Here is a 12,005-nt window from a genome sequence, read left to right as displayed (position 1 = left end):
GCCGCATCCGATGTTGTTTTATACCGGATGCATCAGGAGTATTTATGTCTGAATTCAATCCAACCCTTGCAGACTTCGAGTCGCTGCTGGCTGAATCCTTTGCCAACAATGACCTTGCAGAAGGTTATGTTGTAAAGGGTCGCATCGTTGCCATCGAAAAAGACATGGCAATCATCGATGCCGGCCTCAAGGTCGAAGGTCGCGTTCCGCTGAAGGAATTCGGCGCGAAGGGCAAAGACGGCTCGATGAAGCCGGGCGACGAAGTTGAAGTCTACGTTGAGCGCATCGAAAACGCACTCGGCGAAGCTGTTCTGTCGCGCGAAAAAGCACGCCGCGAAGAAAGCTGGGGCAAGCTCGAACAGAAGTTCGCCAATGGCGAACGCGTCGACGGCGTCATCTTCAACCAGGTCAAGGGTGGTTTCACCGTCGATCTGGACGGCGCAGTTGCCTTCCTTCCACGTTCGCAGGTCGACATTCGTCCGATCCGCGACGTTACCCCGCTTATGCACGTCCCACAGCCTTTCGAAATCCTCAAGATGGACAAGCGCCGTGGCAACATCGTTGTCTCGCGCCGGACCGTTCTTGAAGAAAGCCGTGCGGAACAGCGTTCGGAAATCGTTCAGAACCTTGAAGAAGGCCAGGTTGTTGAAGGCGTTGTCAAGAACATCACCGATTACGGTGCGTTCGTTGATCTCGGCGGCATTGACGGCCTCCTGCACGTGACCGACATGGCATGGCGCCGCGTCAACCATCCATCGGAAATCCTCACCATCGGCCAGTCGGTCAAGGTGCAGATCATCCGTATCAACCAGGATACACATCGTATCTCGCTCGGCATGAAGCAGCTCGAGAACGATCCTTGGGATGGCATCGGTGCGAAGTACCCGATCGGCAAAAAGATCACCGGTACTGTAACCAACATCACCGATTACGGCGCATTTGTCGAAATCGAGCCAGGCATCGAAGGTCTGATCCACGTTTCAGAAATGTCGTGGACCAAGAAGAACGTACATCCAGGCAAAATCCTGTCGACCACTCAGGAAGTCGAAGTCGTTGTGCTCGAAGTTGATCCGGTCAAGCGCCGCATCTCCCTCGGCCTCAAGCAGACCCTCGACAACCCATGGACGACTTTTGCCGACAAGTACCCTTCGGGCACGATCGTTGAAGGCGAAGTCAAGAACAAGACCGAATTCGGCCTGTTCATTGGTCTCGACGGCGACGTTGACGGCATGGTTCACCTTTCCGATCTCGACTGGAACCGTCCGGGCGAGCAGGTCATCGAAGAATACAACAAGGGCGAAGTTGTTAAAGCCGTTGTTCTCGACGTTGACGTTGAAAAGGAACGCATCTCGCTCGGTATCAAGCAGCTTTCCGGCGACAAGGTCGGTGAAGCAGCCGCTTCGGGTGAACTGCGCAAGAACGCTGTTGTAACCTGTGAAGTCACAGCTGTTACCGATGGTGGCCTTGAAGTCCGTCTCGTTGACCACGATCTCGACAGCTTCATCAAGCGTTCGGATCTGTCGCGTGACCGTGACGAACAGCGTACAGAACGCTTCTCGGTTGGTCAGAAGGTTGACGCCCGCGTCATCGCCTTCGACAAGAAGACCCGCAAGCTGCAGGTCTCGATCAAGGCGCTCGAAATCGCTGAAGAAAAAGAAGCCGTTGCTCAGTACGGTTCGTCCGACTCTGGCGCTTCGCTCGGCGACATTCTTGCCGCAGCCATGAAGAAGTCGGAAAACAACTAAGTTTTCGACCTCTTAGAGAAATGAGAAAGCCCGCCAATGGCGGGCTTTTTCTTTTTGATCTCGGAGCGGATCGGCGCGATTAACAAGCTGTCCTCAGATAACACCAAGCAAATGGATCAGGCCAAGGCTGATCAGCCCAAGAGCCAGCAGCGAAAGAATGACGGCAAGGGTCACGCGGCCACCGGCAGAGGCGACCGAACGCACATCCACACCCAATCCCAGCGCCGCCATTGAAATGATCGTCAGTGCTGTGGATGCATATTGTATGGCTGGGAGAGCGGGTTGCGGAATGAGATGAAAGGCCCGCAATGCCATCATACCGAGAAAGCCGATGATAAACCACGGCACCAGTTGCAGAAAGCCGGGCTTCACGTCTGCATCCCGATTGCCTGCAACAACAGACAACACCAGAATGACCGGCCCCAGCATCAGCACGCGCACAAGCTTGACCAAGGTTCCAAGCTGTACGCTGATTGCCGCAACGGGCGCGGTTGCAGCGAGCACCTGCGGCACCGCATAGACCGTCAGTCCCGCCAGGACGCCATATTGCGTGAATGACAACCCCAGCAACGGCACGAGCAACGGCAGGCACAGCACCACAACAACGCCCAGAATTGCCGTGAAGGCGATGGAAGCGGCCACATCTTCGCTGTCTGCACCAATGACGGGGGCAGTGGCGGCAATGGCCGAGTTACCGCAGATGGAGTTGCCACAGGCCACAAGAACCGCCATGCGATGCGGCAGTTTCAGCAAACGCCCTATGCCATAGCTGAGCGTAATCGCAAGTGCCACAACGGCCGCGATACCCATAATCAGTCCGGGACCGGCGGCAACGACCGCGCTCACGCTGATCGAAGCACCAAGCAAAACGACCGCAATCTCCAGCAGCAGTTTGGCGGACAAGCTGATGCCTTTGGCAAACTGCTTGCCGGGTCGAAAGAGTGTTCTGACGGCGGTGCCGAGCAGAATAGCCAGCACCAGCGCTTCCAGCCAGGCTTTGCCGGTATAATGCTCCTCAATCTTTTCAAGCCCTATCGCCACAGCCGAAACAGCAAGGCTGAGTGCAAGCCCCGGGAGAATGTTCTGAAATTTTGTGGCAGTTGCGGTGTTCATTGGAATCAGCATTCACATCTTGAGAAATATTTTCCAATCGAATGCGCTTATTCTTCTGTTCATTCCATCGCATAATATGGCATAATTCATTCGATAAAATCGAATGATCATAGCTATGACACTGGAACAATTACGTATTTTTATCGAAGTGGCAGAGCGTGAGCATCTGACACGGGCGTCTGAAGCGCTTCATCTCACGCCCTCGGCGGTGAGTTCAGCGATCCGCATACTCGAAGATCGCTATGGCGCAATGCTTTTCAACCGCATTGGACGGCGCATTGAGCTGACGGGCGATGGCCGCATGTTTCTGGATGAAGCACGCGCAACGCTGGCGCGCGCGCAATCGGCGGAGCGTATGCTGTCAGAGCTTGGCGGCGGAAAACGCGGCATTCTGGCGATCCATGCAAGCCAAACCATCGCGAGTTACTGGCTGCCGCCCTATCTGGCACAGTTTCATGCGACGCATCCGATGATCGATTTGCGCCTCACGCTCGGAAACACCGAAAGCGTCACACAGGCCACGCAAGAAGGATTGGCAGATATCGGGCTTGTGGAGGGTGCTGTTCAGGCCCCCACCCTCTCGCTGCGCAAGGTTGCTACGGATCAGCTTATTGTTGTCACAGGACCAACCCATCAATGGCGCGATGCCGAGAAACTCACCTGGGATACGCTGTTTCACGGCCAATGGATTTTGCGAGAGCATGGCTCAGGCACCCGCAGCGTGTTTGAAGATGCGATGCGGGTCGCAGGCTACAATCCTGCGCGTCTTAGCATCGCGCTCGAGCTTCCATCCAATGAAGCCATCTGCTCGGCGGTGCTTTCCGGCAATTATGTCACGGCAATTTCGGAACTGGTGGCAGCGCCGCATCTTGCGGCAGGCACGCTCGTCAAAGTCAATTTCACTCTCCCGCAACGCCAGTTTCTGATGCTTTCTCACAATGACCGCTATCAGACCAAAGCGCTCAAATCTTTCGCCGACATGCTGATGAGCGAACCAAAAATGTCGCGCACAGACCACCTCTCCGACGATCAAGCACGCTAGGCTTTCTCCACGGGTATATCCCCGCATATCCCGGCCCAATATGCGGATCGGGAACGATCCGCACGTCAATCTGGAGGAGGTCGACATGAGCAGGAATAGAGGCGTTGTATACATGCGCCCCGGTAAAGTCGAAGTTCGTGATATTGATGATCCGGTCTTGAGCGCCCCGGACGGGCGCAAGCTGGATCATGCCGTTATTCTCAAAGTGATCACCACCAATATTTGCGGCTCAGATCAGCATATGGTCCGCGGCCGCACCACCGCCATGCCCGGCCTTGTTCTTGGCCACGAAATCACCGGCGAAGTGATTGAAAAAGGCAGCGATGTGGAAATGCTCGACGTGGGCGATATCGTGTCCGTGCCGTTTAACGTCGCCTGCGGCCGCTGCCGCTGCTGCAAATCGCAAGACACCGGCGTTTGCCTTACCGTCAATCCATCACGTGCTGGCGGCGCTTATGGCTATGTCGATATGGGCGGCTGGATCGGGGGACAGGCACGCTATGTCATGGTGCCTTATGCCGATTTCAATCTGCTGAAATTCCCGGATCGCGAACAAGCCATCGAGAAAATTCGCGACCTGACCATGCTTTCCGATATTCTACCCACCGGCTTTCACGGCGCGGTGAAGGCAGGCGTCGGCGTTGGCTCCATCGTCTATGTGGCGGGTGCCGGTCCGGTCGGACTTGCTGCGGCCGCCTCTGCCCGTATCCTTGGTGCTGCGGTGGTCATGGTTGGCGACTTTAACAAGGAACGGCTGGAACACGCACGAAAAGTTGGCTTCGAGCCAATTGATCTTTCAGCAAGCGATCGTCTCGGTGACATGATTGCCGAGGTGACTGGCAGCAATGAAGTGGACAGCGCCATTGATGCCGTGGGCTTTGAAGCGCGCGGCCACAGTGGTGGCGAGCAACCGGCTATTGTTCTCAACCAGATGATGGAAATTACCCGTCCGGCAGGGTCTATCGGCATTCCCGGTCTTTACGTGACCGAAGATCCCGGCGCTGTTGACAGTGCTGCCAAGCATGGCAGCCTGTCGCTGCGCTTTGGTCTTGGCTGGGCAAAGGCACAGTCTTTCCATACGGGCCAAACGCCGGTGGTCAAATATAACCGTCAACTCATGCAGGCCATTCTGCATGGTCGTCTGAACATTGCCGAGATCGTCAATGCGCAGGTGATTTCATTGGAAGAAGCGCCGCAAGGCTATGAAAGCTTCGATCAGGGCGTGGCGAAGAAATTTGTACTCGACCCGCATGGCATGCTGACAAAGGCCGCTTAAACAGTCATTGCCGGGAGCCAAAACTCCCGGCAATTCACTTCAGCGAATGGACTTCACGATTTCAGGCTGTGTAAAGCAGGTTGGAGCCTGCCCGTTTCTGGACTGCCAAAGACCAATTGAGCGACGGGTCTTGAAGCCCGGCAGGCCATCAGCCTTGCCAATATCGTAACCCTGCGCCTGCATGCGCTTCTGCATGACCTGAATGTCGGAGCGGTACATGGTGCCAATCGTGCTCCATGGGTTTTCAAAATCACCAGCGCCATAAGCAATCCGATCTCCGACATGGCCGATGAACAGCGCATAGAGATCGCTCATATTGTAATCTTTGATGGCGTAGAAATTCGGCGTCACAATAAAGGCCGGGCCATAACGACCAGCCGGCATCAGCAAAAAGCCCTCGCCGCGCATTTCATTGGCCGGAAACGCCTTGCCATTGGTGCGGGTGATACCGAGCTTTGCCCATTCGGCGAATGTCTTGCCCTGATCAGGCCCTTCCAGCGAACAGGAAATGTTTTGCGGCACATTGACCTCATACCCCCAGTCGCGTCCAGCCTGCCAGCCATGGATCTTGAGATAATTGGCAATGGAGCCAAGCGTATCGGGAACCGAATTCCAGATATCGCGCTTGCCGTCACCATCAAAATCAACGGCATGTTTGAGATAGGATGTCGGCATGAATTGCGGCTGCCCGAGCGCACCCGCCCATGAGCTTTTCATTGAGCCATTGGCTATGTAGCCGCGTGATGTGATCTGAAGCGCTGCAATCAGTTCCTTGCGGAACATATCCTTGCGCGTTGCCATAAAAGCCTTGGTGCCCAGCACTTCAAACGCATTATAAGGAATTTTGACCGTGCCAAAGCCGGATTCACGTCCCCAGATTGCAACAACAATCCGCCCCGGCACGCTATATTGCTGTTCGATGCGTTTGAGCAAGGCTGCATTCTGGCCAAAGCGTGCCTTGCCGCCGCTCGTAACAGAGCCTATCGTTTTGGCATTGAAATATTTACCCGGAGCGCCGAATTCGGCCTGCCTCTGCTCTTTGGGTGTGGTTGGCTTCTCCCCCGGAATAACCAGATCAGGCAGTTTCCAGTTGATTGTCACGCCAGCAAAAGCCTGCTCGAAAACAGCACGCGAAACGCCTGCGGCTTTTGCCTCCGGCCAGAGGTCTTTTTCGATCCAGTTACGATACTGGCTTTCAACCTGCGCTTTGGAAGGCGCTGCGAATGCGGGCGATATGGCAAGGCTGGCAAACAGGCCGAGAACAAGCTTCAGGCTTCGTTTCCATTTGCATGCCATTGTGAAATTCTCCCAAACGCAATCAGAGTGCAGTTCGCGCCCGCAATGCAGCCGCAAGCGTTCCTTCATCAAGGTAATCAAGTTCACCGCCCACCGGCACACCATGCGCGAGCCGTGTGACGCGGACTTCTAAATTCGTCAGCTGATCGGTGATGTAATGTGCCGTGGTCTGGCCTTCGACTGTCGCGTTAACGGCCAGAATCACTTCCTTGATTTCACCGGATGCGACGCGTTCAACCAGCCCCTTGATGTTAAGATCATCCGGGCCGATGCCATCGAGCGGCGACAGACGACCGCCCAGCACGTGATAGCGCACATTCATGGTGCCTGCGCGTTCCAGCGCCCACAAGTCTGACACATCCTCCACAACAATCAGCATCGATGGATCACGACGATTATCGGTGCAGATCGTGCATGGATCGGATGTATCGACATTGCCGCAACACGAGCAGATACGCACCTTTTCGGCGGCATCCTGCATGGCGCCGCCAAGCGGGATCAGCAGCGCCTCTTTTTTCTTGATCAGATGCAGCGCTGCACGGCGCGCAGAGCGCGGCCCCAGTCCCGGCACGCGGGCCAGAAGCTGGATCAGACGTTCAATTTCAGGACCGGCGATACGTTTGGACATGCTGCTTTGGGCGTAAGAAAAAGGGAAATAAATATAAGGGAGCGAAGCCGCTCCCCCGTCCTTAGAACGGCAGCTTAAAGCCCGGAGGAATTGGCAGACCCGCAGTCAGGGACTGGGTTTTTTCAGCCATTTCGGCTTCGAGTTTTGCCTTGGCATCATTATGGGCTGCAATGATCAGGTCTTCGAGGATTTCCGTGTCCTCTTCCTTCATCATCGAAGGATCGATCTTGAGCGACGACAAGGTGCCTTTGCCCGAAAGCGTGACCGTGACCAGACCGCCACCCGAAGAAGCGGTTGCTTCAAGATTGGCAATTTCGTCCTGCATGGTCTTCATCTTGGCCTGCAGTTCTTTTGCCTGTTTCATCATGCCCATCATGTCACGCATGGGTTCACTCCGTTGTCTTTGAAATTCAGTCGTCGTCAGAAGGCGCGCCGGGCACGTCTTCAACGCTATCCAAGTCTATATCGTCATCATCACCCTGTTCTGCAACGGCAATGCGGACGTCTGTGATCTTTGCACCCGGAAAAGCGGCCAGAATGGCGGCGACATCAGGATCAGCGCGTGCGTCGGTCACGAGATTATCGCGACGCTCGGTTTCCGCTTCTGCAACAGTCTGCCCCGAAACATCACGCGCAACCGTGACCACCCAGCGAATGCCGGTCCAGTTCATAAGGCGCTGCGAAATATCGCTGACCAGCGATTTCGGCGCATCATCCGTCAGACCGATTTCAAGCCGTCCGGGGGCAATTGAGGACAAGCGCACGCAATTCTTGACCAGAATCTTGAACTGCATGTCGCGGAACTTATCCGCCAGTGCAACAATGTCATTGAGGCTGTTGATCGGCACCGAAGGCTGCGGCGTGTTATCGACAAACTGCTGCGGAGCCGATGCTGCCAATGCCGACTGAACCGACTGCGGCTGTGTCTCGACCAATCGCATGGCCGTCGCAGGACCACCCGATGAAGGCATCATGGTTGAGCCGGCCACCGCATCAACACTGCCACGCGCTTCTGGTTGCGAACCGCTATTTGGCCTTACGCCGCCTGGTGATTGCGGACGCGGCGCTGAAACAGTGCCGTTTTCAAGTCCCTTCAGCGCTTCATCAAGCGTTGGCAAATCAGCTGCGTGGGCCAGACGGATCAGCAGCATCTCTGCCGCCTGCACAGGCCGTGTTGCCGTATCCACTTCAGCAATGCCCTTGAGCAACATCTGCCATGTGCGCGACAGCACGCGCACTGAAAGCTTTTGCGCAAAATCACGGCCACGCACCCGCTCATCTTCCGAAAGCGTTACATCATTCGCCACATCCGGCGTGAAGCGCAGGCGCGTCACCAGATGATTGAAATCGGCAAGATCAGTCAGCACCACCGATGGGTCAGCTCCGACATCATATTGCGCACGGAATTCGCTCAAAGCGCCAGCAACATCGCCACGCATGATCATCTCGAAGAGATCAATGATACGGGCGCGGTCGGCAAGCCCCAGCATGGAGCGCACGGCTTCCGCTGAAACATGACCGGCGCCATGCGCAATCGCCTGATCAAAGATCGAGAGCGAATCGCGTGCCGAGCCTTCGCCAGCGCGTGCAATCATCGCCAGTGATGTGTCATCGACTTCGATTGCTTCTGCCTGCGCAATGCGCCTCAGATGTGCGGCCAGCGTGCCCGATTCGATGCGGCGCAGGTCAAAACGCTGACAGCGCGACAGAACCGTGATCGGTACTTTGCGGATTTCGGTGGTGGCGAAGATGAACTTTACATGCGGCGGCGGCTCTTCAAGCGTCTTCAACAGGCCGTTAAAGGCCTGATTGGACAGCATGTGCACTTCGTCGATGATATAGACTTTATAGCGTGCCGAAACAGGGCGATAGCGTACCTGCTCGATGATTTCGCGAATATCGTCGATACCCGTATGCGAAGCCGCATCCATTTCGATCACATCGACATGGCGGCCTTCCATAATCGCCTGACAATGCTCGCCCATAATGGAGAGATCAATTGTCGGCTGGTCGACTGAATCAGTCTTGTAATTAAGCGCACGCGCCAGAATGCGCGCTGTTGTGGTCTTGCCCACACCGCGTACACCCGTCAGCATCCAGGCTTGCGCAATGCGACCCGTTTCGAACGCATTTTTCAGCGTGCGAACCATCGGCTCCTGACCGATCAGATCATTGAAATTCTGGGGGCGATATTTGCGGGCGAGAACGCGATAAGCGCCAGTTTCGGATTTTGTGTCCATTGCGACCCTTCCGTTCCCTGTTCGCTTTTGTCCAGGCTGAAACCTTAAACAGTTTGGACCGGAGACGAAAGTGACTTCGACATTGGCATATCAACCATCAACAGTCATGATCGTCGTGAAAGAAAGGTGGGAGGCTGGCACGATGACCCGTGCCGTGCTCGTTGGGGCTGCTTCCTTCCGGACCTGACCCGGTTGGCGAGTGGCTCGTCCACCACCAACCTCCCACGCTGCATATCGTCAATCGGCGCGCAAAAAGCAAGCGCAGAGACAAAAAAACTGATAAGAATTATTCTATGAAACAGTTTGAACTCGATAAACGGCTTGATGCCGACACTTTTTCAGTCGCTCCGCTCGGCCTTTGCGAGCTGCGACTGATGAATGACAAGCGCTGGCCATGGCTTATTCTGGTTCCACGACGCGCCGGGCTGAGCGAAATTCACGATATGACACCGCTTGATCAGACCATGCTGACATTTGAAGCCGCGATGGTCTCACAGGCGTTGAAGAACGCCACACAGTGCCACAAGATCAATACGGGCGCTCTGGGAAATATGGTGCGTCAGTTGCATATCCATGTGATTGCGCGCAATGAAGGCGATGCCGGTTGGCCCGGCCCTGTGTGGGGGCACGGCACCCGCGCACCTTATGCGGAAAAAGACGCTCTTCGCTTCATCGAAGCGATTCGCACTGCTCTCTGATTCTCCCTTAAACTTTTCGAGACAATCATGGTTTTCAGTCTTTCAGACCTGCCGGATATTGAGCCGAGCAGTCTTGTTGGCTTCGCCGGCAATCGCATAGACCGACTTTCAGAAAAACGTCAGGACGATTCTGCGTTTAACGCACTGGAATTGCCTGAAACCCGCGTGATGGTTTTGGGCAACCATAAGCTTCTGCTTGACTACACGGATGAAAATGCGCCGCGCGCGCTGTTCTCGCTTACGCAAGCGCAGGCATTTTCGCCCGATCTCGATGAGCCTGTGTTGCTGGGTTTACAGGATGGCGTGCCGATTGTGGCACTGATGGCGCCACTTGATCCCGATGCACTGGCGCACCCGTTTCGCGCACAGGATTATCGCAGCATCTATATGGAAGGGCTGGTTTCCACCGATCTTGTTGGCGCATTGGCGCAGGCGGCGGCACTGACTGCATGGCACAGCAATCATCGTTTTTGTGGGCGTTGCGGCACAAAAAGCCAAATGCGCGCCGGTGGCGCAAAACGCATTTGCCCGAATTGCGGAGCCGAACATTTTCCGCGCACCGATCCTGTGGCAATCATGCTGCCTGTTCGGGGTGAAAAATGCATTCTCGCACGCAGCGCGCATTTTACCGCCGGTTCCTATTCCTGCCTTGCTGGCTTCATCGAGCATGGCGAGACAATTGAAGCTGCCGTGCGGCGTGAAAGTTTTGAGGAAATGGGCCTGTCGATTGGTCGTGTTGGCTATTATGCCAGCCAGCCGTGGCCATTCCCTTATTCACTGATGATCGGCTGTCATGCCGAGGTGCTTTCCGATGATTTCACCATTGATCATTCGGAGCTCGAAGACGGTCGCTGGTTCGACAAGGCAGAAGTCCGTGCCATGCTTTCAGACACCCATGAAAATGGGCTGCGTGTCCCGGCATCCGGCGCCATCGCAACCCATCTGATCAGAGCCTGGGCAAACAGTTAGATCAGTCAAACCGATCTAACTATTTTTTCTGCGCATTTTCCTACGCGAAACCGGTTCCCACTTTCGCTGGAAATGCTTGCTACTCAGCTGCGAGCAACTGTGTGCCCCGCGTATCGGCCCCCTTATAGACACCGAGAATACGCACTTCCTTTGTGAAGAAGCGCAACTCTTCGAGCGCCAGCTGGAGATTGCGATCTTCCGGGTGACCTTCAACATCGGCATAAAACTGTGTCGCGATGAAACGGCCACCGATCTGATAGCTTTCCAGCTTGGTCATGTTGATGCCATTGGTGGCGAAACCACCCAACGCTTTGTAAAGTGCTGCTGGCACGTTGCGCACGCGGAAAACAAAAGTCGTGACAATGCGCTCGTCCTTTTCAGGGCGCGGCTCCCACTGCTTGTTCTTGGACAGAACCACAAAGCGGGTCACATTGTCTTCCGAATCTTCCACATTCTCTTCGAGAATATCAAGACCGTAGAGTTCAGAGGCCAGACGCGGCGCAAGGGCCGCCATGGAGCGATCCTGCAAATCAGCCACAAGGCGCGCAGCGCCTGCCGTATCGCCTGCGATCACCGGCTTCCAGCCATTTTGCCGGATGACTTTGCGGCACTGGCCAAGCGCATGAATATGGCTGTGAACCGTTTTGATCTCTTCGCGCCTCACACCCGGGAGCACCATGAGCTGAAAGTGAATCGGCAGAAAATATTCACCCACGATATGCATATCGGCGAGCGGCAGCAGATAGTGAATATCCGCAACGCGGCCTGCAAGCGTATTCTCAATCGGGATCATCGCAAGATCCGCAGCACCGCTTTCAACCGCATTGAAGGCATCTTCAAAAGTCGGGCACGGCAAAGGCTCCATATCGGGAAACATGTTGCGGCACGCCGTATCGGAATTGGCGCCTGCTTCACCCTGAAAGGAAATCCGGTTGGTCTTCATCGTGTTTGTGCTTTCTCAAATGCTCCGCAACAATCGAAGCGTGCTTTAGAGCGCG

Annotated in this window: 11 protein-coding genes and 1 other RNA gene; 5 read left to right on the top strand and 7 right to left on the bottom strand. The window is 55.3% G+C overall.

Translation table 11 applies throughout. From position 1 onward, the window contains the following. Nucleotides 1-44: 44 nt before the first annotated feature. A complete protein-coding gene (gene rpsA / locus ABE530_RS00440; protein WP_265982614.1) occupies nt 45-1,745 on the top strand; it encodes a 30S ribosomal protein S1 in 1,701 nt (566 codons plus the stop codon). Between the two features lie 93 nt (nt 1,746-1,838). Here rpsA and ABE530_RS00435 read toward each other — a convergent pair whose 3' ends face one another. Continuing rightward, nucleotides 1,839-2,858 carry a YeiH family protein gene (locus tag ABE530_RS00435; protein WP_499693262.1) on the bottom strand — a complete coding sequence of 340 codons (1,020 nt, stop codon included), beginning with the start codon at nt 2,856-2,858 and terminating at the stop codon, nt 1,839-1,841. A 115-nt stretch (nt 2,859-2,973) separates the two neighbouring features. Here ABE530_RS00435 and ABE530_RS00430 point away from each other — a divergent pair, with 115 nt between their 5' ends. After that, the gene (locus ABE530_RS00430; protein ID WP_499693261.1) at nt 2,974-3,900 is read left to right on the top strand and encodes a LysR family transcriptional regulator; all 927 of its coding nucleotides are present in this window, start codon (nt 2,974-2,976) and stop codon (nt 3,898-3,900) included. 85 nt (nt 3,901-3,985) lie between these two features. After that, nucleotides 3,986-5,176 (top strand): formaldehyde dehydrogenase, glutathione-independent, encoded by a 1,191-nt coding sequence (fdhA, locus tag ABE530_RS00425; protein ID WP_265982609.1) that lies wholly within the window; start codon nt 3,986-3,988, stop codon nt 5,174-5,176. Between the two features lie 39 nt (nt 5,177-5,215). On the opposite strand, the gene ABE530_RS00420 is transcribed toward fdhA, so the two are convergent. From ABE530_RS00420 to ffs, 5 genes are all read right to left on the bottom strand, one after another. Continuing rightward, on the bottom strand, nt 5,216-6,472 hold the full coding sequence (locus ABE530_RS00420) for a lytic murein transglycosylase (protein ID WP_499693260.1): 1,257 nt from the start codon (nt 6,470-6,472) through the stop codon (nt 5,216-5,218). Between the two features lie 22 nt (nt 6,473-6,494). Then, complete coding sequence (recR, locus tag ABE530_RS00415) at nt 6,495-7,100, bottom strand: recombination mediator RecR (RefSeq protein WP_265982606.1); 606 nt, start codon at nt 7,098-7,100, stop codon at nt 6,495-6,497. Nucleotides 7,101-7,161: 61 nt separating this feature from the next. Further along, nucleotides 7,162-7,485, bottom strand: a complete 324-nt coding sequence (locus ABE530_RS00410) for a YbaB/EbfC family nucleoid-associated protein (RefSeq protein ID WP_265982605.1) — start codon at nt 7,483-7,485, stop codon at nt 7,162-7,164. 25 nt (nt 7,486-7,510) lie between these two features. Further along, nucleotides 7,511-9,340: a DNA polymerase III subunit gamma/tau gene (locus tag ABE530_RS00405; protein ID WP_499693259.1), complete on the bottom strand. Its 1,830-nt coding sequence runs from the start codon at nt 9,338-9,340 to the stop codon at nt 7,511-7,513. Nucleotides 9,341-9,466: 126 nt separating this feature from the next. After that, nucleotides 9,467-9,563, bottom strand: an RNA gene (gene ffs, locus ABE530_RS00400) — signal recognition particle sRNA small type. 70 nt (nt 9,564-9,633) lie between these two features. On the opposite strand from ffs, the gene ABE530_RS00395 reads away from it, so the two are divergent. Then, on the top strand, nt 9,634-10,038 hold the full coding sequence (locus tag ABE530_RS00395) for an HIT domain-containing protein (protein WP_265982603.1): 405 nt from the start codon (nt 9,634-9,636) through the stop codon (nt 10,036-10,038). Nucleotides 10,039-10,065: 27 nt separating this feature from the next. Continuing rightward, nucleotides 10,066-11,007: an NAD(+) diphosphatase gene (nudC, locus tag ABE530_RS00390; protein ID WP_499693258.1), complete on the top strand. Its 942-nt coding sequence runs from the start codon at nt 10,066-10,068 to the stop codon at nt 11,005-11,007. A gap of 79 nt (nt 11,008-11,086) precedes the next feature. Here the strand turns inward: nudC and ABE530_RS00385 are convergent, their stop codons facing one another. After that, the gene (locus tag ABE530_RS00385; RefSeq protein ID WP_499693257.1) at nt 11,087-11,950 is read right to left on the bottom strand and encodes a prephenate dehydratase; all 864 of its coding nucleotides are present in this window, start codon (nt 11,948-11,950) and stop codon (nt 11,087-11,089) included. Nucleotides 11,951-12,005 lie beyond the last annotated feature (55 nt).

The sequence above is a fragment of the Brucella sp. TWI559 genome (genome assembly GCF_039674265.1).
GTDB classification, from domain to species: domain Bacteria; phylum Pseudomonadota; class Alphaproteobacteria; order Rhizobiales; family Rhizobiaceae; genus Brucella; species Brucella chromiisoli.
Note: the sequence above shows the minus strand (reverse complement) of the source record. Positions and strands in the feature narration are given on the sequence as shown.

Bases quoted from the DNA above. Each gene is read 5' to 3' on its own strand.
- ABE530_RS00395 (WP_265982603.1), top strand. From the start codon at position 9,634: ATGAAACAGTTTGAACTCGATAAACGGCTTGATGCCGACACTTTTTCA.
- fdhA (WP_265982609.1), top strand. From the start codon at position 3,986: ATGAGCAGGAATAGAGGCGTTGTATACATGCGCCCCGGTAAAGTCGAA.
- ABE530_RS00385 (WP_499693257.1), bottom strand. From the start codon at position 11,950: ATGAAGACCAACCGGATTTCCTTTCAGGGTGAAGCAGGCGCCAATTCC.
- recR (WP_265982606.1), bottom strand. From the start codon at position 7,100: ATGTCCAAACGTATCGCCGGTCCTGAAATTGAACGTCTGATCCAGCTT.
- ABE530_RS00410 (WP_265982605.1), bottom strand. From the start codon at position 7,485: ATGCGTGACATGATGGGCATGATGAAACAGGCAAAAGAACTGCAGGCC.
- ABE530_RS00420 (WP_499693260.1), bottom strand. From the start codon at position 6,472: ATGGCATGCAAATGGAAACGAAGCCTGAAGCTTGTTCTCGGCCTGTTT.
- rpsA (WP_265982614.1), top strand. From the start codon at position 45: ATGTCTGAATTCAATCCAACCCTTGCAGACTTCGAGTCGCTGCTGGCT.
- ABE530_RS00430 (WP_499693261.1), top strand. From the start codon at position 2,974: ATGACACTGGAACAATTACGTATTTTTATCGAAGTGGCAGAGCGTGAG.
- ABE530_RS00435 (WP_499693262.1), bottom strand. From the start codon at position 2,858: ATGAACACCGCAACTGCCACAAAATTTCAGAACATTCTCCCGGGGCTT.
- nudC (WP_499693258.1), top strand. From the start codon at position 10,066: ATGGTTTTCAGTCTTTCAGACCTGCCGGATATTGAGCCGAGCAGTCTT.
- ABE530_RS00405 (WP_499693259.1), bottom strand. From the start codon at position 9,340: ATGGACACAAAATCCGAAACTGGCGCTTATCGCGTTCTCGCCCGCAAA.